Annotated in this window: 28 protein-coding genes; 13 read left to right on the forward strand and 15 right to left on the reverse strand. The window is 32.8% G+C overall.

Translation table 11 applies throughout. The features are described from left to right. Positions 1–55 precede the first annotated feature (55 nt). The 9 genes from METFODRAFT_RS04860 (at position 56) to METFODRAFT_RS04900 (ending at position 6,366) form a co-directional block, all read left to right on the forward strand. Positions 56–433, forward strand: a complete 378-nt coding sequence (locus tag METFODRAFT_RS04860; protein ID WP_007044435.1) for a class III signal peptide-containing protein — start codon at positions 56–58, stop codon at positions 431–433. 139 nt (positions 434–572) lie between these two features. After that, complete coding sequence (locus METFODRAFT_RS04865) at positions 573–1,727, forward strand: DUF515 domain-containing protein (protein ID WP_007044436.1); 1,155 nt, start codon at positions 573–575, stop codon at positions 1,725–1,727. A 10-nt stretch (positions 1,728–1,737) separates the two neighbouring features. Further along, the gene (locus tag METFODRAFT_RS04870; protein WP_007044437.1) at positions 1,738–2,376 is read left to right on the forward strand and encodes a hypothetical protein; all 639 of its coding nucleotides are present in this window, start codon (positions 1,738–1,740) and stop codon (positions 2,374–2,376) included. A gap of 23 nt (positions 2,377–2,399) precedes the next feature. After that, positions 2,400–3,506, forward strand: coding sequence for a hypothetical protein (locus METFODRAFT_RS09720; protein WP_007044438.1), 1,107 nt, complete (start codon positions 2,400–2,402; stop codon positions 3,504–3,506). 12 nt (positions 3,507–3,518) lie between these two features. Continuing rightward, the gene (locus METFODRAFT_RS04880; RefSeq protein WP_007044439.1) at positions 3,519–3,914 is read left to right on the forward strand and encodes a class III signal peptide-containing protein; all 396 of its coding nucleotides are present in this window, start codon (positions 3,519–3,521) and stop codon (positions 3,912–3,914) included. Continuing rightward, positions 3,892–4,323, forward strand: a complete 432-nt coding sequence (locus tag METFODRAFT_RS04885) for a hypothetical protein (RefSeq protein ID WP_007044440.1) — start codon at positions 3,892–3,894, stop codon at positions 4,321–4,323. The genes METFODRAFT_RS04880 and METFODRAFT_RS04885 overlap by 23 nt, the downstream gene beginning before the upstream one ends. 15 nt (positions 4,324–4,338) lie before the next feature. Next, positions 4,339–5,127 (forward strand): hypothetical protein, encoded by a 789-nt coding sequence (locus METFODRAFT_RS04890; protein WP_007044441.1) that lies wholly within the window; start codon positions 4,339–4,341, stop codon positions 5,125–5,127. Between the two features lie 10 nt (positions 5,128–5,137). Next, positions 5,138–5,665, forward strand: a complete 528-nt coding sequence (locus tag METFODRAFT_RS04895; RefSeq protein WP_007044442.1) for a hypothetical protein — start codon at positions 5,138–5,140, stop codon at positions 5,663–5,665. Positions 5,666–5,667: 2 nt separating this feature from the next. Next, complete coding sequence (locus METFODRAFT_RS04900; RefSeq protein ID WP_007044443.1) at positions 5,668–6,366, forward strand: hypothetical protein; 699 nt, start codon at positions 5,668–5,670, stop codon at positions 6,364–6,366. Here METFODRAFT_RS04900 and METFODRAFT_RS04905 read toward each other — a convergent pair. From METFODRAFT_RS04905 to psmA, 9 genes are all read right to left on the reverse strand, one after another. Continuing rightward, a complete protein-coding gene (locus METFODRAFT_RS04905; protein ID WP_048115591.1) occupies positions 6,356–6,736 on the reverse strand; it encodes a dihydroneopterin aldolase family protein in 381 nt (126 codons plus the stop codon). The two genes, METFODRAFT_RS04900 and METFODRAFT_RS04905, sit on opposite strands and share 11 nt — an antisense overlap. Before the next feature lie 14 nt (positions 6,737–6,750). Further along, positions 6,751–7,752: a DHH family phosphoesterase gene (locus METFODRAFT_RS04910; RefSeq protein ID WP_048115593.1), complete on the reverse strand. Its 1,002-nt coding sequence runs from the start codon at positions 7,750–7,752 to the stop codon at positions 6,751–6,753. A 55-nt stretch (positions 7,753–7,807) separates the two neighbouring features. Then, entirely contained in the window at positions 7,808–8,155 is a 348-nt protein-coding gene (locus METFODRAFT_RS04915; protein ID WP_048115595.1) for a prefoldin subunit beta, read from the reverse strand. Positions 8,156–8,317: 162 nt separating this feature from the next. Further along, complete coding sequence (locus METFODRAFT_RS04920) at positions 8,318–8,569, reverse strand: KEOPS complex subunit Pcc1 (protein ID WP_007044447.1); 252 nt, start codon at positions 8,567–8,569, stop codon at positions 8,318–8,320. 13 nt (positions 8,570–8,582) lie between these two features. Beyond that, positions 8,583–9,089 (reverse strand): ribosomal biogenesis protein, encoded by a 507-nt coding sequence (locus METFODRAFT_RS04925; RefSeq protein WP_007044448.1) that lies wholly within the window; start codon positions 9,087–9,089, stop codon positions 8,583–8,585. Between the two features lies 1 nt (position 9,090). Beyond that, complete coding sequence (locus tag METFODRAFT_RS04930; protein WP_007044449.1) at positions 9,091–9,231, reverse strand: DNA-directed RNA polymerase subunit P; 141 nt, start codon at positions 9,229–9,231, stop codon at positions 9,091–9,093. 39 nt (positions 9,232–9,270) lie between these two features. Next, positions 9,271–9,558, reverse strand: coding sequence for a 50S ribosomal protein L37Ae (rpl37A, locus tag METFODRAFT_RS04935; protein WP_007044450.1), 288 nt, complete (start codon positions 9,556–9,558; stop codon positions 9,271–9,273). Positions 9,559–9,588: 30 nt separating this feature from the next. Beyond that, complete coding sequence (locus METFODRAFT_RS04940; protein ID WP_007044451.1) at positions 9,589–10,296, reverse strand: ribosome assembly factor SBDS; 708 nt, start codon at positions 10,294–10,296, stop codon at positions 9,589–9,591. 140 nt (positions 10,297–10,436) lie between these two features. Beyond that, positions 10,437–11,255: an archaeal proteasome endopeptidase complex subunit alpha gene (gene psmA, locus METFODRAFT_RS04945; RefSeq protein ID WP_007044452.1), complete on the reverse strand. Its 819-nt coding sequence runs from the start codon at positions 11,253–11,255 to the stop codon at positions 10,437–10,439. 308 nt (positions 11,256–11,563) lie between these two features. Between psmA and METFODRAFT_RS11720 the strand changes: the two genes are divergently transcribed. Next, positions 11,564–11,860, forward strand: a complete 297-nt coding sequence (locus METFODRAFT_RS11720; protein ID WP_281034038.1) for a HesB-like protein — start codon at positions 11,564–11,566, stop codon at positions 11,858–11,860. Between the two features lie 87 nt (positions 11,861–11,947). Here METFODRAFT_RS11720 and acs read toward each other — a convergent pair whose 3' ends face one another. Continuing rightward, positions 11,948–14,032, reverse strand: coding sequence for an acetate--CoA ligase alpha subunit (gene acs, locus METFODRAFT_RS04950; protein WP_007044454.1), 2,085 nt, complete (start codon positions 14,030–14,032; stop codon positions 11,948–11,950). Between the two features lie 135 nt (positions 14,033–14,167). On the opposite strand from acs, the gene METFODRAFT_RS04955 reads away from it, so the two are divergent. The 3 genes from METFODRAFT_RS04955 (at position 14,168) to METFODRAFT_RS04965 (ending at position 16,926) form a co-directional block, all read left to right on the forward strand. Then, positions 14,168–14,527: a hypothetical protein gene (locus METFODRAFT_RS04955; RefSeq protein ID WP_007044455.1), complete on the forward strand. Its 360-nt coding sequence runs from the start codon at positions 14,168–14,170 to the stop codon at positions 14,525–14,527. A 4-nt stretch (positions 14,528–14,531) separates the two neighbouring features. Further along, complete coding sequence (locus METFODRAFT_RS04960) at positions 14,532–15,992, forward strand: bifunctional ADP-dependent NAD(P)H-hydrate dehydratase/NAD(P)H-hydrate epimerase (protein WP_007044456.1); 1,461 nt, start codon at positions 14,532–14,534, stop codon at positions 15,990–15,992. A gap of 70 nt (positions 15,993–16,062) precedes the next feature. Beyond that, positions 16,063–16,926 carry a PHP-associated domain-containing protein gene (locus METFODRAFT_RS04965; protein WP_007044457.1) on the forward strand — a complete coding sequence of 288 codons (864 nt, stop codon included), beginning with the start codon at positions 16,063–16,065 and terminating at the stop codon, positions 16,924–16,926. Here METFODRAFT_RS04965 and hisH read toward each other — a convergent pair. The 5 genes from hisH to METFODRAFT_RS04990 all read right to left on the reverse strand — a co-directional run bounded on the left by hisH (position 16,923) and on the right by METFODRAFT_RS04990 (position 20,439). Next, positions 16,923–17,519: an imidazole glycerol phosphate synthase subunit HisH gene (gene hisH / locus METFODRAFT_RS04970; RefSeq protein WP_007044458.1), complete on the reverse strand. Its 597-nt coding sequence runs from the start codon at positions 17,517–17,519 to the stop codon at positions 16,923–16,925. The two genes, METFODRAFT_RS04965 and hisH, sit on opposite strands and share 4 nt — an antisense overlap. A gap of 81 nt (positions 17,520–17,600) precedes the next feature. Beyond that, positions 17,601–18,146 carry a TATA-box-binding protein gene (locus tag METFODRAFT_RS04975; RefSeq protein ID WP_048115597.1) on the reverse strand — a complete coding sequence of 182 codons (546 nt, stop codon included), beginning with the start codon at positions 18,144–18,146 and terminating at the stop codon, positions 17,601–17,603. A gap of 174 nt (positions 18,147–18,320) precedes the next feature. Continuing rightward, positions 18,321–18,629 (reverse strand): 50S ribosomal protein P1, encoded by a 309-nt coding sequence (gene rpl12p / locus METFODRAFT_RS04980; protein ID WP_007044460.1) that lies wholly within the window; start codon positions 18,627–18,629, stop codon positions 18,321–18,323. 132 nt (positions 18,630–18,761) lie between these two features. Beyond that, on the reverse strand, positions 18,762–19,772 hold the full coding sequence (locus METFODRAFT_RS04985) for a 50S ribosomal protein L10 (protein WP_048115605.1): 1,011 nt from the start codon (positions 19,770–19,772) through the stop codon (positions 18,762–18,764). A gap of 25 nt (positions 19,773–19,797) precedes the next feature. Beyond that, positions 19,798–20,439, reverse strand: coding sequence for a 50S ribosomal protein L1 (locus tag METFODRAFT_RS04990; protein ID WP_007044462.1), 642 nt, complete (start codon positions 20,437–20,439; stop codon positions 19,798–19,800). Positions 20,440–20,478: the final 39 nt, after the last annotated feature.

Raw genomic sequence — 20,478 nt, forward strand, 5'->3', positions numbered from 1 at the left:
GCATATTTGATTGTTTTGGCAATACTGTTTTTTAAGAACCATATGTGGGGATAGTATGCCCAATTTTATTTTTAACTCAAAAATGGGGCAAACATCTATTGAATTTTCAATACTGCTCCTTATCATTCTTGTAATTGTGGTTTCTTCAATAACAAATGTCATTAATGGTTTGTTCAATGAAGAAGAACGAACCATTGATAAAATAGATATCTCTGCTAAAACAGCAGTCTCTTTAGTAAACTCCCATTACAACGGGACTTACGCAAATGAAACATTAACATATGCTGGAATGTATTTGAATGAAACCAGTAACGAGGTTATTATCTATATAGTGCCAGATTATACCATAAATGAGAATGTAAAAAACTTCATAGTAAACTACATACATAATTATATTAATAATTCAAAATATATTATAAAGATAAATAAATAATCGTTTATAAATGATCGTATTCTTCATAAAATTAAAAAGATAAATCATACTTTATTTGGAATTTAACCTTATTTATCATTCTATAGTATAATTCCGAAGTGACTATGAATTTACTTCATTTTGTAGTATGGGGGGTAATATGACCACCGGGGAATTTACCAATAAAATCAGGAAGTTAAAGTCAAAAACAAAGAGATCTAAAACAATTCCAGCAAAGAAAATAAAAATTGTGTTAATAATTATTATATTTATCATTATCATCCTTGTTGGGTACAACATATATGTTACTTCAAAATCTCAGGAAATGCTCAAATTAGAATCAGAAAAACAAACTGCAATAGAAACTTTAGATAAAGTATTTGCTAAATATCCTGGAGATCCTGAGAAAATTGCATTTATCACAAGAATACAGCAGGCTGAGTCTACAGAGGAGATTCATAAGGTAATGAATGATGCAAGGGTTTATCTCCAGTTAAAGAATTATAAAGATATAACCATTCAGCAGATTAAAAGCATGTATGGGAATTTCTATTCACAGAGTTTAAAAGCCCAAGAACTTGTACGTAAAATTATGGGGGCAAATTCTATTGAAGAGGTAGATAAGATATTCAAAAGTGTAAATATTGAGGAGGACATCAGGAACATAATAGACAACCAAATAGATAGGGTTTTAGCATCTGGTGATGAATACTACTACGTGGAGATAAATGGAAAATCAAAATTTATGTCAAAGGAAGAGATAGAAAAGTATAGGAACATGTGGACTTTATCTGAACTTAAAACACTGTCTATAACTCCAGTATCCCAACTAAGTACTGTGGCAATTAAAATATCTGCAAAACAGTGTGGTAAACTACCACATAGAAATGATATCATCTCAATATACAGTAAGGACGGCTCCTTTGTAACCTATGGTATTATTGATTCATCTTATGTAATCTTGTCATCAATAAGTTATAGTGAAACCAAATCTGTATCAACTAATTTAAACGAATATGGCGATAGTTATTCCTCATCATCCTCTTCAAGTATCTCCTACAACCTGAATAACCTTCCGGGAGTACTGCATGCAACCGTCATAGGCAGACTTGATTATAAAACAATAAAAGAGAAGTTTGGAAAATATGGAGATAAGTTAAATAAAATTGAGGACGATACCCAAATATTTGATGAGAATGTTGACTATCTCCTTATTATTTCCATCCCAAGTGATAAGATTCCAGATATCATACAAATAGATCCTAAGGATATGGTTTTTGTTGTAAAATCAAAGAGATCAAAAGAACAGGATTAAGGGATTTGCTATGAGATTTGTATCATACTTAATGTGTATTTCCATAGTTTTATTTTGTGGATGCTATGAGGAGTTAAATAACACCAACAATAATAACAATAATGCAGTTGATAGTATCTTTTTAGACCATGATGTACCAAAAAATTATCCAAATATGGATAGATTTCCAAAAAACTACTATAAAATTTCTGATGAAATGTATCCGGATGTTAAAAAGAGGGATATAAATACCTTAAGATATATTTTAAAGACCATCAAACTCCCCCCATACGAAGAAAATTATTATGACTGTTCAGAGGCATCATGTCAATTGGAGTGGATTTTGGAAGGTTATGGTTTTAAGACATATATTGCATGTGGTACAGTAATAGATTCTGAGACAAAAAAACCTATTGGGCATACGTGGTTACTTGTTCAGTTGGATGATGGTAAGATTGTAGCGGTGGAGAGTACATGCCTGTGTGAGAACAACTACAATCCAGATTGTGTAATAAGGTATGAAGATTATTACTATCACCCAGAATTTTATGTTGATACTCCAGATATGCTCTTAATACCCCACAACAACAAAAGATTGCTAATTACCCAAGTAGATTGGTGGAATCATCCAAAAAATATTAAAATTAAAAAAGAAATATTTAATATTTAAATATATAATAATTGGGGATATCTATGAAAATGTGGAAAGATCTCATGATGGTGTTTGTTGTATTTCTTGTTGTATTATCTGTTAATGCAGAGGAGGATGAATTTTATGTTTATGATGTTGAACTTAATGGATTGGGTGGCTTTGCCACTATGAATATAGATTTTAAATTAACGGGGGAGGTTACGAATCTTTACCCATATCCAATTTTTGTTACCACACCAAACAAGATTTTAGAGATACAGGATTATGTAATTTGTTTGGGGAGGGAAGATGAGATTGACTATAAAATCAAGTCATCAAATTACGACAAATATATGTGGGTTGTATGGGACTTAACCCCCAAACATCTCCAAATAATCAAAAATCCGTATGATTTAAATGATTTTTGTTATGACAAATCCCTCAGAAGACCAAAACATGCTGTAGAAGTGACTTTAAATGAACCTTCTGCCATTATTCAATTCACAAAAAACATTACAGGTGGAGAAATAAGTAAAAGTGAAATGTACAATTATGGGGATGTTTGGAGTATTACCTCTCCAATTGATATTACAACGCTAAATGGGAGAGAGGGTTTTTGGATTCCGCCATATACAACATATAAAATTTCAATAGATGGAAATTTTAAAGGTTATTTGACATATAATGACCACTCAAAAAACTTTGACGTTGGTGAACCCGGAGTTATGTCAAACATAAAGGTTTTAAGTTTGGATAAACTCTTCCCAATGGCTCAAAGATATGGGATAAAACTTGACAATTTCAAACTATACGTTAGTGGCAAAATTACAAAAAATGAAAATACTGAGATGATTAGTGTTGTTATCCCAACACCCATAGTTCTGAAAGGTTATTATAGGCTTATTAAAAGTGCGGATATTGATGTGTGGGTGCCATCTTACAACGAATGGGTTAAGGAACATGACTCAAAAATCATGTGTCGAGATGTAGGGGCATCGGATGATGATGTGTTAAACCCTATGATAGATAACACATTGTCCCCTAAAATTGGTTATGATATAAGTATAGCCCCTAAACTTTTTGATGTGCCTGCGATAAGTTATACAACCACATCTTCAGAACCTTTGGAGTTTTCATATGTAATGTATTGGAAAAATGATGATCATTAAAATTGTGAGAGTATGAGAGGACAGATATCGTTGGAATTTACCATAATAATCCTTGCATTTCTTGTGGCTGTGGTTATAACCACCATGGGACCTGGGTTGTATGGAATGGATAAGAGTGTTAAAAGTGCATCTGCAAGTTTAGCTCATGCTGCAATGTCTAAATTAAAAACAAACATTGAATTGTTAGCATTATCTGATGAAGGTTCTTCAAAAGTCGTTTATATAAAATCTCCACCAGGAACTTGGAAAGTTGATGGAAAAACCATAACATTTATTGGAAATGGTTACTCCATAACTGCAACGTGTAGTATAGATATCGTGGCAAATAAGGATTATCAAACTGGTATGAATGTGGTGCCTATAAACCTCACAAGGCGTGATAACTATGTTGAAATTGATTTCCCATAAAAGGGGTCAGATAACACTTGACGCCATCCTTGCGGCCATGTTTCTTTTAATAGTCTCTGCATTTATATATTACAATGTATTTAATACCATCGACCAACTAAAAGATTCTGAAATAGCAAATAGGGCTTATGCCATTGCAGATGTATTTGAGAACTACGCCTTAATAGCATATTCAAAGGATGTTTCAATAAACACCACTTTCGAACCCATGGGAACTAAAACATATACAATTTATTTTGCAGATAAAAAGGTTGTTGTGGATAGCGAAAAAACAATCACCTTTATCCCAACTAACGATGGTGTTAAAGTTGAGGGGGATGTTGAAAGTAGTGGTAGTTATGTTAACGGAATCCGTGTAGATTTTGGGGATTTTTATGTGGATAAGGAGTTATCAATCTACATCAAATAATTTTACGTGGTTGTTATGATTAAAAAAATAATATCAAAAAAAGGATTTATAATTACCTATGAGGCAATAGCGATAGTTTTAGCGTTTGTTGGTATTTTTTATGTTGGTTATATGGCATATACACACAACTACCTAACAACCTTGGAAGAAATAAGGGATATTGGAAAATTTGAAAAGTGTGATTTAATAGTTGATGTTTTATTTAAAGAGGCGGAGTTGCCATCTAATGGATACGAATCTGATTATATTGAATTTTTAAAGAATGTATCAAAAAGGTATTGGGGATTAGAAAGGATGCCTGGGACATTTAATCCCTACGCAAACATTACAATGTCCAAAAAATTTTATTTTGTTAACAATTCTCCAGTTGAGATTGTATCAAACGTTAACACCTCCCCTCTAAATTTAGCATCACGTATTGATTGGAAGAACACATACGTCAAGAGTAGGAACCTATTGGTTCCAATAAAAACTTGGAAATATACAGACAATAACATATTGGAAGATTTAATTAGTGGAGATGTGTTGTATTTTATGTCTGATGGATGCATACCAAATATTGAGGCGTCATCCGATAGTGAAACATACGCAGTATTTTTGGTGAACGGTGTTCCATTCAATATCTCTCTCAACAATACGCCTAAAGATACAAACTTCACAAAGGTTATTGAAATCCATGAACCAAATGAACTTAAACTAATAAAGGCAAATGATAGAGTACATTTAAAAATTATATGTGATTATACAGTTTATGTGTTGAAGTTAAGACCTTGCAATATCTCTTGCCATGTTGAAATGAGTTAAGGGGATTTCTATGTTATTTGATAGTGATATTGTAATAGCAGTTGTTGTTATTTTAGTGGGAATAGGTTTTTTTGCATCTTCAATGGTCGGACACACTGATGCATATAAAGATGCCTTAGAAACAGGCATCTTGTATGATAAGGTAAATTATCAACTAAAATCCCTTGTGGATGATGGAACTATTGAAGTGGCAATACTACTTTTGAATAACAATAGGGCAAATCTTGCAGAAGAAATTATAAAAAATAGGATAAAATTTAAAAATTACAACCTAACTATTGGGAATTATAGCATATCTAATGGAAATACAAATGGCGATTATGTTTTGGCTTCGACTGTGGTTTTAATGAATAGAACTGAAGGTTGGTATGGAATCTATGAAGATGGTGGAACTTTAAAAATAACTGATAAATACTTTATGAGTGAGGAGGAGGCACTTAATTATCTAAATTTAAATAAAAATAATAAAGGCATTGCAATTTACTACTTCAAAAGTTCTGTGCCAATAAAGGTTTCACTTAAAGTTTATGGTGGTTAATTATGTATCTATCCCAAACTATGATTACGTTGGTGTTGTTGTTGTTTTTAACAGGAACTTTGGTTTATCAAACAATAGATCTCCATAAGGAAGCAGTATTAAATGAAATGAAAGCATCTGATGTTGATTTAAAATCCTCTGCAGTTGAGCATGTTGTCAATAACGCACTTCCTAAGATATTCAATAAGGCGTTGAATGATGCTGAACTTTACGTTATTGAGAGATATAATAATGGGGAGCGAAATCCATTTTTTGACAATACAAGTGATGCATTGAAGTTTATAGAAGAGAGGGCAGAAACTTTAACAATCCTCTATTTAAACAACGTAAGTGAAAAGTACAGTAAAATGGGATATGGACTTGATTATATTTTTGACATAAAGAACATAACAATGGTTGATGGATTTACATTTAAAGTGGATTATGTGTTTAGTTATGATATTACAAAGGATGGTATCTATAAAATAAGAAATATAAATAACACAACATACGTTACCGTTAAAACATTGGTAGATGCGTATCATTATATAAACAGTATCCAATCAGATAAAAATAAGAAAAAAGGTTCAAAAGGCAATACCACACTCCTCTACATCTCCCCATCTACATTTGTGGAAGACAACAACTCCCCTTCAATTGTTGATATGCTCGCTAACAACACTAACCTCACGTGGGGTTATGGGATAAAACCTATGAGGTAATTTCTTCAACATACATCAAAGGATAATCCAACTCCTCTATATATCTTAACCTCAAAATAGCAGTGGTTTCATTTACCTTTATCTTTAATCTAACATCAAGCATTTCTCCGGTTAAAGATAGGTATTTTCCATCCTCAAAGTTACCGTTTATCTTAACCTCAATATCTTCCACACATGGCTGGTTTTTCATGGATTCTTCAATTGCTTTTTCAAGAGTTTCTTTGCTGTTTAAACTCACCGGAGTTCCAACAAATTGGTGGAATAAGGCTCCTAAAGTAATCCCCCCTTCAAAAACAGCCCTTTCTCTATCTGTTAAATTTTTGAAATAACTTTTAAACACTTCATTCTCTTCAATTCTTTTTTTTGCCATTAAATTCACCTTATTTATTTTTCCCATTCTTCCTTAAACCTTTTAAAACATAAATTTAAAACCTCTTTTATAACTTCATCCTTATCTTTCTTCCCACCATAGGGGGCATTTAATCCTGCCGCTTCTTTATGCCCACCTCCTTCTCCCCCAAGTTCTTTTCCTATTTTTTCCATTAAAGAGCCGAGATGGACTTTTTTTGAAATATTTTTCCTACATCTTGCACTAACCCTTACTTCCCCTTCTCTCTTCCTAACTGCCACAACAAAGGCAATATCTGCCCCTATACTAACGATGGTTTTTGCACACGATGCCTCATGGGAACTTACATGGGATAGGGCAACACTAATACCATCCACCTCCCTAATCTCCATTCTACTACATGCCTTTAAATGAGCAATCCTCTTACTCCTATCACTTTCTTGAGAGAGTAGGTAGAGGATCTTTTGGAAACTTATGCCTTTTATAAGATATGCTAATATACCAAATGTCCTTTCATTTGCAAGTTTTAGGTGTTTTGTATCATATAATATCCCACATAACAATGCAATCCTTATATTTTTTGGAGGGAATACGTTGAGCTTCCTAAAAATTTCAGATATGATTTCGCAAGTGGATGGAGATTTTTCATCGACAATATAAAACTTGCATAGATTAACCAAATCAGTTTTTTTGTGGTGGTCGATTAAAACAACATCACAATCCTTCAATTTATTTTCATCAACACTCAACTGGTTTATTGATGAAGTATCCACCAAAACAACGGTTTTTGGTAATTTTGGATATTCAACAACTTCAACATCCTCATCAATTTCCTCTAAGATATTCCTTGATAACTTACTTATAGAGTTTGTGGATATTTTGAAATTTCCAGATGGATTTAGTGTTTTTGCAAGATACTTCAATGCAATACATCCCCCAACTGCATCTGGGTCTGCATTGTGGTGACACAAAAATAGAATTTCATTGTTTTTTAAAAATTTTAGTAGATTCTTAACACTTTCCCGAGTCGGTTCCATGGTATTCACCAAAAATAGCATTAAAGCCTAAAGAAAAAATAAATAAAATAAATTTTTACTGTGCTGCGGTGGATGTTATTGCCTGCTGTAATTTTTCTTGTAGTTCGCTTAATCTTTTTTGCATCTTTTCTTCCTGTTTAGTTAATGTCGATACTCTTAATTTTAAGGTCTCTAATTTTTCTTCCAATTCCTTTTTAATATCTTCCTTATTTCTTTTAACAAAAATGCCTCCAGCCATTTTATATACTTCATCTCCTACGGCTTTTCCCAACTCTTCCAATGCCTTTTCAATTTCTTTCATCTGAACTTCCATTTGCTGTTTTTGCATAACGATCATTTGTAATTGTTGTTGAAGTTGTTGAAATTGTAAAATTTGATTCTGTACACTTGGTGGCAATTCCATACTTTCACCTAAAAATTATTTTTTTATTTATTTATGTCGTTTGCAGAAATTTATCATTCACTCAACACAACAAAGAACGATAAATTTTTATGTAAAATGAGATTATGCTATTTATAATGCAAACGACTATATTTATCTTTTATACCTAATACTTAAAATAATTTATCCTTTGCAGATTTTATAGATATTCTCTGAAACCTTTATCCACCTTAAATAGGAATATAACGCTGCTCTTAAAATACTTAAATCTTCTGCAGTAATTTGGATGTTTAAGACGTTAGAATTTAGTTGCATAGTACCTTTTGATTTTATCTGGGATTCTAAATGCTCTAATAACATACTTTTATAAACAACTTCTGCCTCTTCAGGAGAATCAAACTTAATCTCCAAACAAAAAGAATTTATCTTCGACATTTTTTCACATTGATTATTTAATATCAATTTCATCAAAAGTCTTTATGGATTTAACTCTTATCAAAGGCCCTACTTTTCTATCGTTTTTATAGAACTGTATGAAGAAAAGAACCTTTTTCTCCGTTGGAGGAATATCTTCAAAACCCATAACAAAATCACTATCTACAAACTTAAATCCATAATCCAAAAACAAATCACAATATTTCTTTGTATTCTCGGTATATTCAACTGCCAATCCGTTGGTGTTGTATACTTTTTCCCCACAAACTTCCTTTTGTAATTTAATTGATATGAACATTGATAATACTCTATTCCCTAAAACATCATAAATTTTTAACTTCCCGGGATTTCCTTTAAATTCCTCTATGAGTATAACTTTATCGTAACTTTCAAAAATCTCCCTTAAAGGAGTTTTTCCCCTTGTTAAGTACTCGATATTTAAAACTCTTGCTAAATCATTGGCAAAACTTCTCGTTCTTTGGGAAGGTTTTCTTGATGTAGTTATTATCATATTGTCCATATTACCTCGCCTTTACCAACTTGACCACTTTTGGTCTCAACTTTATCAATATTTTGCTACTACAGTAGGGGCATTTTGCCTTTGAACCTAACTCATCTAAGGTAATTATTTTTTTACAATTTACACATCTGTACTCTACCATACAACCACCAAAATAGTATTATAAAAAATTAAAAAAGAATTAGATTTCTTTCTTCTTGCTTTCAATGACTCTTCTAATTGCCTTTGTAACAACTTTACCAGCACCTGTCTCTGGGGTGTATGCTCCGCCAGCAATTTTAGCCCCGCATTTACCGCACATCCAAATGGAGGTACTTACTCTCTTTAATTTTTGGAATCCACAAACTGGACATTTGTATTTTTTCTTTGCTTTTATTTCAACGTCTCTGACTCTTACTCTAATTTTTCTACCGTATCTTGGACCAAATCTCCCTGCAGGACCAACTTTCTTTGTGTGACTAAATACCATTACTACCACCTATTTTTTGTTTTTTTAAATTTACATGCCGTATCTTTTTAATACCTTTGTTTGGACATTTCCTTTTGTAACTTTGTTTAAATGAGCGTAAAACTCTGCTTCAATACCACTTGGAATTTCTATAACAACAATTAAAGAACCATCAGGTTGCCATTCTTCCTGCTTTACAGATCCATATTGATGGAGTATATGATAGGCATTTCCTGCAAATTCTGCGGGAATTTTAATAGCAATATCCCTTTTTTCAAACTTGATTGGCAGTATCTTCCTAAGTTCTTTTATTATTCTTGGAAGTTGTTCTTCAGGTCTTTTGTAAATATCTATACTAACACGGGCTTCTTCCAAAGCCTTCTCAATCCTCTTGGGTGGATGTGGAGTGTCAGTTTGTGGATTTATGGTGTTTTTTACAATTAAGGATATAATTTGTTTCTTTTTTTGTTCTTGCATCTCTTTTCTTTGTTGAGATGTGAGTTGAACATGCCCCTTTAATATGATTTGTTTTGCAATTTCTTTAACATCTGTTGTACCAAAAACTTTAAGAAGCGTGTCCTCTGGAGATTTTTCCCCTTTTCCAGAATCTTTATATATTGCTTCCATTGCCAAAATTTCAGAAATATCTATGTTCTGCCCTTCCTTAAATTTTGCGGCTAAGTAAGGGTCTACCAATATTTCAAACTTTTCTCCATGTGATTGATATCTTGCAATAACGGCCTTATCTACGGACACCATAATAATCCCTTCTTTTTATTTATATATCTTTCTATTATTTTATGGTTAACACTATAAACAAAACAATAGAAAAATCATAAAAATGGAATGAATATTTAAAAAATCAGTTTGGAATTAAAATCGATTTTCAATATTATAATTTATTGGAAATCTTCTTCTTTTTCATCATTTTCAGCATTATCTTCATTTTCTTCTACATCTTCTTCTTGTTTCTTTTCTTTTTCTTTCTCTTCCTCTATTTTCTCCTTAACTATGTCCACTAGCTCTTTAATCTTTTCGCATGGAATCTTCTCCACCATCTTTTCATCATCTTTTATAACAACCATATCTACATTTTCAGGTTTTAACTCCTCTGTTGTTTTACTTAATACGTATATTGCTAATTCCATAGCCTCTTCAATATTTAAATCTTCACTATATTTTTTCTCTAAAATTTCCATTGCAATTGGTCTTCCAGAACCTATTGCCGTTGCTTTGTATTCAATTAATGCTCCACTTGGATCTGTTTCAAATAACCTTGCACTGTGCCTATCAATTCCAGCAATTAAAAGTGCTACACCAAAAGGTCTTGCCCCCCCATGTTGTGTATATGCCTGCTTTATATCGCAAATTTTCTTTGCCAATGCTTCAACAGTTATCGGTTCTCCATAATTAACTCTGTTTATTTGTGCCTCAATTCTTGCCCTATCAACTAAAACTCTCGCATCTGCAACTAAACCTGATGTCGCTGCTGCGATGTGGTCATCAATTTGGAAGATTTTTTCAATTGAACTGATTTCAATTAAACTACTTGTTATTCTTCTATCCACTGCTAAAACTACCCCACTTTTACACTTTATTCCAATTGCTGTAGTTCCTCTCCTCACAGCCTCTCTGGCATATTCTACTTGGTATAACCTTCCTTCTGGGCTAAATACTGTAATTGCTCTGTCATAAGCAGATGCTGGAACCATTTGCATACTTTTACCTCCAATTTTCACAAATTTTTAAATTTCTATGCTATTAATATTTTTTGAAGAAAATCAATTATCAGAATTCGTTTGTATTTTTTTGTTTTTCACAATTCCTTAATCAAAAAACAAATACTACCTACTTAATAATATTTATAATTATTTAACTTATTAGTGTATTTATAGATAGTGGTTTTTAAGTTTTTTAATTTTTATATTGCATGTGTTGATTTATGACACAATTTTATCATAACATTTATATATGAGAAAATTCTAATAACCATTAGAGATTTTAATAACAATTCAAGTTGATGAACATGATACCAGTTAACATATCTGAAGATGCATTAGAGTTTATTAAGAAAAAATTGGAAAAGGCAAATGCCGATTCCATAGTAATATATTTTGCAGGATTTGGTTGAAGAGGACCTAAATTTGGAGTAGGGATTATAAAAGAGCCCCGCGAAGATGATGAATTGGTTTATGATGGTGAATTTAAGATTTACCTTGATAAGGTAGCAAAAGAGTTCTTAAATGAGGTAAATTTAATATTGAAAAAATCCTTCCTTCGCGGGGAATATTTAGCAGTTAAGGGATTTGGTGGAGGGTGCTAACCCAAGAACCCATTTTGGGATTGGGTTGGTTAAAAACCCTCCATAAGTTTACTATTTTACTTAATTTTATTTTATTTTTGCTTTTGTTTATTTTTTCAATATTATCAACGCATCCCCTACACAACATCCTTTTCCATCTTCTTTTACAAACACGGGATTCATATCAATCTCTTTTATCTCATCATATAATTCCATGATTACCCCAAGTTTTACAATCAAATCAACCACAGATTCAATGTCCCTCTTTGGTCTTCCTCTAACACCTTCTAATATTTTATAGGATTTTAATGATTTCAGCATTTCATATGCATATTCTTTTGTTATTGGGTAGATTCCAAATGAAACATCTTTTAATACTTCAACAAACACCCCTCCCAACCCAGTCATTACAACAGGCCCAAATATATCATCCCTTTTACCACCAATAATTATTTCCAATCCATCAACAAACTCCTCAATTAAAACACCCTCAATAATCCCTTCAATTTCATTATCCTCAAAATATTTCTTTGCATTGTTGATAATTGTTTCAAATGCTTCCCCAACATCATCAGGATTGATAACTACACATCCAGCATCTGATTTATGCATTATATTTGGAGAGACAATTTTCATAACAAACCTATCGAGTTCTTTTGCATATCTTATTGCTTCTTCTTTATTCTTTGCTATATATCCTCTTGGGATTTTAATGCCATGGAGTTCCAAAAATTTCTTTGCAGTATATTCATTCAGATTGGCAAATAATTTTTCAATGGTTTCTTTGTTATTGTTTTTTATCTCTTCAAACTCTTCCTTAACTTTTTCCAAATATTCATCCCAATCTTCTTTTGTTTTCATTTTGCTGTATTTGTATAGATAAGATAATGCCTCAACCCCTGATTCAGGGGTAATATAACTTGGAATACCATTCTTTCTCAAATAACTCTTTGCTCCTTTTATTGAAACTCCTCCAACAAAAGATGTTACAATAGGCTTTTTATTGGATTTTAATTTCACAATCTCCTCAGCAACCTCCAATGGTTTGGTCATCTCTTGGGGGGTTAGGATAATCAATAACCCATTTACATTTTTATCTTCCATTAAACTACTAATTGCATTTTTATACCTCTCTGTATCAGCATCTCCAATAATATCAAGTGGATTGCTTATTGTTGCAGTTTTTGGGAGTTTTTTTCTCAATTTCTCTTTTGTTTTCTCCTCAAAATTCGCCAATTTAATGCCATATTTTTCACACATATCTGTAGCCATGACTCCAAAACCACCGGCATTTGTAACAATGCCTATTTCATTAGATTCCATAAGTGGTTGTGTTGAAAAGATATGCATTAGATTTACAAGTTCTTCAAATGTTTCTGCTCTCAAAATTCCTCCTTCTTTAAACGCCGCAGAGTAAATCTCATCACTCCCTGCCAAACTTCCAGTGTGGGAAGATACTGCTTTAGATCCTTCCTCAGTTCTTCCACTTTTTAATGCAATAATTGGTTTTACCTTTGATAGTTTTTTTACAGCATTCAAAAATCCCCTATCTTTTATCCCTTCAATATACAAAACCACAACCTCTATTGTTTCATCACTCATCAAATATTCCATCAAATCGCTCTCTTGGACATCAATCTTATTACCAATGCTAATGATTTTTGAAAATCCAAGGTTCAATAATGGAGAGATATCCAATATGGCGGTTAATACTGCACCACTTTGTGATATTATAGATATGTTTCCTTTATTTGGAAATATCTTCCCAAATGTTGCATTTAAGTTGTTGTAGGTGTTCATTATACCAAGGCAATTAGGACCTATCGTTGCGATGTTGTATTTTTTTATAATTTTTTTCACTTCCTCCTCTAACCCACAATTCCCAACTTCAGAAAACCCAGCGGATATTATAACTGCCCCTTTAACCCCCTTCTCCCCACACTCTTCCATAACCTTTGGAACTGCCTGGGCAGGAACAACAATTACTGCTAAATCAACTTCATCATCCACATCTAATATAGATTTGTAACATTTTAGTCCAAAAATCTCATCATACTTTGGATTTATTGGATATAACCTCCCCTCAAATGACATGAGGTTCTTCATTATAGAATAACCAACCTTCCCCTCTGTATTTGATGCCCCTATAATGGCTATTGATTTTGGATTAAAAATTGCATCAAAATTTTTCATTTTCCCCCTCGAAGAACTTCTAAAAACAATAAAATTTTTGTATTCTATGGTTTTTATAGTTTTAGTTGTATAGTTAAAGATTTATAGCATCAACAAGATAAATAATACCATGCATTTTTATAGGGTGTGGGAGTAATGATAATTTTTGTGGAAGATAGAACGAGTGAGCATAAGGTTGTAGGAAAATTAAAACCACCAATTTCATTTGATATGTATCTTACGTGTCCTCAACTCTATGGATATTCTACAAAATTAACATGGAGATACAGAGGAGATGATGTATATAAAACCTACTTTGAGTATGTTGAAGATGATAACATATACTTTGGAAAGTTAACAATAGAAAAAAATGGAGATTCTTGCACTTTTACAATAAATGTTGATGAATATGGGGAAAAATCCATAGAGATTTTGAAGTATGCACTTGAAGATTGTATAAAGGCAATAGAGATTTTATGCAAAGATTACACTCTTGAGTTAGGCACTCCATGGTGATGGTATGAATTTGAAACTTTTTAAAATCTTAACTAAGAAGATAAAGGAAAAAGAAATCATATCCCCAAAAGAAATGGAAATAATTGATAACAACTGCGAATATCTTGGAATTCCAAAAATTTTGTTGATGGAAAATGCTGGGAAATGTGTATCTGATGAAATTGATAATCTTAGGGTAGAATTGGGAGATGTGCCAATATTTATCTTCTGTGGAACTGGAAACAATGGTGGGGATGGATTTGCAACTGCAAGACACTTGGGAAAATGCAAAGTTATACTCCTTGGTAAGGAAGAAAATATAAAAACTTATGAGGCAAGGGAAAACTTCAAAATCTTAAAAAATCTTACTGAATTTGGAAATATAGAAATTAAAAATGCCACTTATCCAAATGAAATCCTTGAGATTTTAAATGAAATAGAAAATTTGGATAAAGCTATTGTTGTTGATGCCATGCTTGGAACTGGGATTAGGGGGGAACTTAGAGAACCATATGGGACAGTGGTAGAGAAATTAAATAAAATAAAAAGAAAGAACGACAACATAAAAATCATAAGTGTTGATGTTGAAACTGGAAATCTAAATGCTGATAAAGTTATTACCTTCCACAAGAGAAAGACAATAAATAAATTAAATAATTTAATTGTAAAGCCAATAGGTATTCCAAAAGAGGCAGAGTATGTGGTAGGTTGGGGGGATTTAAAGGCACTTTCAAAGAGGGATCCAAATTCTCACAAAGGAGAGAATGGAAAGGTTTTGGTTATTGGAGGTTCAAAGGAGTTCTTTGGAGCACCAATATTAGCAGGTTTGGCAGCATTAAAACTTGCGGATATTGTATCTATAGCATCAGTTAAAGATGTTGTTAAAAAAATAACCAATCCAGAATTGATAACATACAAATTGAAGGGGGATTATATTGGTGAAAAATGCATAGATAAACTAATAGAAATCTCCAAAAAATACGATTGCATTGTTTTAGGAAATGGACTGGGTGTTAATGAAGAAACTAAGGGTTTTGTAAATGGATTTTTGGAGGGAATAGATAAGGATAAAAAGGTTGTTATTGATGCAGATGCCATAAAGGTTATTGATTATGAGAAATTTGAATTTAGGGAGAATTTTATATTCACTCCACATAGAAGGGAGTTTGAATACATGGGAGTAAATCTTGATAACCTCCCATCTTCAACTATTGTGTTAAAGGGAAAGTATGATATAATATTCAACAAAAACAACGTAAAAATAAACAAAACTGGCAACAGTGGGATGACTATTGGAGGAACTGGAGATATTCTATGTGGGATTATTGGGGGATTATATGCTAAAAACGAGGCATTTTTATCTGCATGTTGCGGATGCTTTATAAATGGTTATGCTGGAGATTTGTTGTTGAAGGAGAAGGGTTATTACTACACTCCAATGGATATCATTGAAAAAATCCCGCATGTTTTAAAGTTGTTTGGTTAATTTTATGTTGTTCCGCAAAGTGAATTACTTATTTCCAAATATATTTTAATTATATTTTGTGGGGGACGTTATGAGGGCAGATTTACACATACACTCAAAATATTCAGGCATAATGAAATACATGGGATTGAAGTTTCCAGATTCTGTTGAAGAGCCGAGAAGAATTATGAGATATGCTAAAAAGAATAAAATGGATGTTATTGCAGTTACAGACCACAATACAATAAGGGGAGGTATTGAGACAAAAAAACTTGAAAAAGAGTTTAGTATTGAAGTTATTGTAGGTAGCGAAATCATGTCAAAAGATGGGGAGATTATTGGATTATTTTTAAATGAAGAAATACAGAGTGGATTATCTGCAGAAGAAACAGTAGAAAAAATTCATGAACAGGGGGGTTTGGCAATTGCTCCCCATCCATACAGCCCCATATGTAAAGCATTAAACGACAAGATTTTTGATTTAAAGTTGGATGGTGTTGAAGTTTTTAACGCATACCATAGGGATGGTATTGTGAATAACATTGCATTGGAAAAGGTTATCAAAAACTACCACAAAAAGCCAGTGTCATTTATAGGAAGTAGTGATGCCCACCTTGCCAAAATGGTTGGGAATGGGTATACGAACTTTGAGGGAAATTGTGCAGATGATTTATATGAGGCAATAATTAGGAGAAAAACATCCTTTGGAGGACGTCCAACACCACTATCTGATATCATATTATGGAGTTACAACGTTGTCTATGTATCAGAAAAAACCCTGATAAAATCTATGATGTTTAAAAATCCAACGTTAAATATAAGATTCCACAAAAAACTCCTTGCGATGTTTGGAGGTTTAATTTATATTGCAACCCCTTTACCATTAATTGCAGGGGTTTTGGGAAACCTCTATTTAAAAAGAAAGGCAAAAAACAAATTAAAAGAAAACATTTAAATCAATTCAACAAAATTCTCTATCATCTTTAACCCAACTTTTCCACTTTTCTCTGGATGGAATTGGGTAGCATAGACGTTATCTTTATTAATAACACATGGAAATTCTATACCATAATCGCATGTTCCTACTATTACATCCTCCTCTGTTGGATTCACATAGTAGGAATGCACAAAGTAGAAATATTCGTTATCCTTTATATTTTCAAATAGGGGAATATCTTTTACTTTTTTAACGTTGTTCCATCCCATGTGTGGAATCTTATCAACGTTTTTAAATTTTACTACATTTCCCTTTATAATGCCGAGGCCTTCTATATCTTTACATTCTTCGCTTTCCTCTAATAGTAACTGCATCCCTAAACAAATGCCTAAAAATGGAACTCTTTCTTCTACAATTTTGTAAATCACATCTTTTAAATTTTCTAAATTTTTCATTGCATCTCCGAAATTACCAACACCGGGAAGAATGACTTTATCAGCACTTAGAATCTCTTCCTTATCGTTTGTAATTACCACATTTCTCTCATACAATTCAACAGCCTTTTTGATACTCCTCAAATTTCCAGCGTTGTAGTCGATTATCGTTATCATGATATCTCTCCATTTTTACAATTAAATTTGAATAAAAAATAAAATAAAATTAAATCATAAATTGATGAGAAAAATAGGTGTTTATTTTATCTCTTCAATTTCTCTCAAGGTTTCTAATATTTTATTTAATGCAATTTCTGCATCCCCTTCTTTCTTCAATCCTGTTATAACAACTTTTCCACTACCAAATATTAAAACCACGACTTTTGGGTCATCCAACCTATAAACCAATCCTGGAAATTGTTCTGGTTCGTATTCAGTTCCTTCAATCATCAATGCTATATCATCCAAATTTGGTTCAATTCCCAAATCAGCAGTAGCAACCATGTTCTGAACTTTAACTTCCGGGTCATCGATTATATCCATTCCCGCATCTTTTAATTCTTTAATTATTTTTTTAATTGCTACTTCAGCCTCTTCTTTACTTTTAGCCCCCGTACAATTTACTTTCCCACTTCTAAATATTAATAAAGCCACCTTTGGTTCTGATAACCTGCAAACTAATCCTGGAAATTGTTCTGGTTCGTATTCAGCATTATCTAATATCAATGCTGCCTCTTCTAAATCAATATCACTACCTATCTGTGTGGAGACAACAACATTAACAATCTTTATCTTTGGTTCCATGATTTCACCAGTGTTATTCATATAGTTATAATTTCTTTAATTTATAAAATATATAAATGTTTTTAAGAATTATTAAAACATCCAACTATATAAATTCAATAAATAAAAAAACAATAATATTTAAATATACAAATTAAAATGCCCAAAATAAAATAAAAAAGGAAAATAGAGGACTTATCCGAACAATGCAGCAAGTCCTGCTGCTGCAGCGGTTGTGTCTTCTTTCTTCTCTTCTTTTTTCTCTTCTTCTTTCTTCTCTTCTGCTGCTGGAGTTGGTGCTGCTGCTGGAGCTGCTGCAGCAACTGGCATTGCAGCGTTTTCAATTGCCTCATCGATATTTACTCCTTCTAATGCAGCAACTAATGCTTTAACTCTTGCATCATCTACATCAACACCTGCTGCACTTAAAACGCTCTTAACTGCATCTTCTGTAATTTCTTTTCCAGCAGCGTGCAATAATAATGCCGCATATACGTATTCCATAAATTACACCTCCACAATTATAATGTGTTTCTTTGTTGATTATATGTTTTTCCATAATTTTATTAGTTTCTTTTGTATTTTCAAGTATCTTATATATATTTTTCGGTGACATGCATTCTTAAGAAAAATTGTTTAGAACAATAATGCCAAACCAACTGCAGCCTGTTCTTCTTTCTTCTCCTCTTTCTTCTCTTCTTCTTTCTTCCCCTCTTCTTCTGCTGGAGTTAGAGCAGCACTTGCATTTGCTGATAATTTCTCTCTTAACTCATCGTCTAATGCATCATCGCTAAGTTTTCCTGCAAGAGATAGCATTTGTGCGTATGCCTTACCAATGATGTCACTTGCTGTTTTATCTGTAAGGAATGCACTTTCAATAGATACTGCTCTTGCATTGAGGAATGCTTTTTGTATGAGTAATTCGATTGTATCTTTTGTTGGAATTGCTGCGTTAACTGATATGTTAACTGCATGCATGTATGCATTTTGTATTTTTGATATAAATTCTTCTTCATCTATCTTCAATACATCTGGTGTGTAGATGATTCCATCTTCATAAGCAGCGAGTAAGTTCAACCCAACTTTTATTGGCTTAATTCCTAATGCGGAAAGGACTGTTGCAAGTTTGTGCGAAACGACCTCTCCTGCCTTAACAACAACCTTGTCTTCTTTAATTGCAATTTTACCTTTTTCAATCGCTGCTGGGATACCTACACTCTTAAGTTCTCCAAGGAATGGCCCTGGAGGCATTCCTGTTGAACCTTTTTGGACTTTAATGTCACAAGGTGCAATTGCCCCTCCTTTTATAGGAGCGGGTGTCTTACTTGCCTCCAATTCTTTATATAATTTGAATGGATTCATGTCTGTAACAAGGATTGCTGCCCCTTTCTCAACATAGTCAGTAAGTTTAGCAAATTCAGGATTGTTTGTTTCTTCAGATAATTCCTGAATTGCCCTTATAATAAGGGAGTTTCTTGACATTCTTAAAATCATTTTTCCTCTAATCTTGTCTCTAATTTCTTGGAGTTGCCTTGCAGGAACTTCCATCATGTCAATTATTGCTACAATAGGCTTGCTTTTTAGGAGTTCTTTTAATGTATTTACTTCCTCAATTTTCCAAGGGGCAATTTTACGTTGTGTTTCCACTGCTGATGTCATTTTTTTCATCCCCTTATTTTTCTATTTTAACTGCTGGCCCCATTGTGAGTTTTGTATATGCACTTTTAACGTGGTAAAGCCCCTTCTCGTATTTCTTAGCAACTGTGTTTAAAACAGATTCAATATTTTCAGCAATTTCTTCATCACTCATCTTCTCAGTACCAACTAAAGCGTGGAATATTGGTTTGTCCCTTGTGTTTACAATAACTGTCTTTTTAAGTCTTTCAACCAATGGCTTTAAATTAATATTTGCAGGAACTGGTTTTGGCATCTTTCCTCTCGGACCTAATATTGGACCAAGATATCTACCAACCAAAGGCATCATATCCGCCTGTGCTATGAAGAAATCATGAGCATTTGCAACTTTTCTTGCTTTTCTTTTATCTTTTCCCAATTCTTCCAATTCTTCTTCTCTAATAACAGTTAGTCCTAATTCTTCTGCCTGAGCCGCCAAATCCCCTTTTGCGATAACCGCGATTTTTGCCTCTTTACCTCTTCCGTGAGGCAACACTATTTCCTCTTTTAATCTGTTCTCTGGCCTTGATAGGTCCAATTCCTTGAGGTTCACTACTAAGTCGAATGACTGTGTGAAGTTTCGCGGCTTCGCAAGGCGGCGAGCCTCCTTCACTGCTTGCAGTATCTTTTCTCTGTCCATGCTATTGCCTCCATTTAATTAGTGCATAGAGCATCATTA

The sequence above is a fragment of the Methanotorris formicicus Mc-S-70 genome (assembly GCF_000243455.1).
Taxonomy (GTDB): Archaea; AGJL01; Methanococci; order Methanococcales; family Methanococcaceae; genus Methanotorris; species Methanotorris formicicus.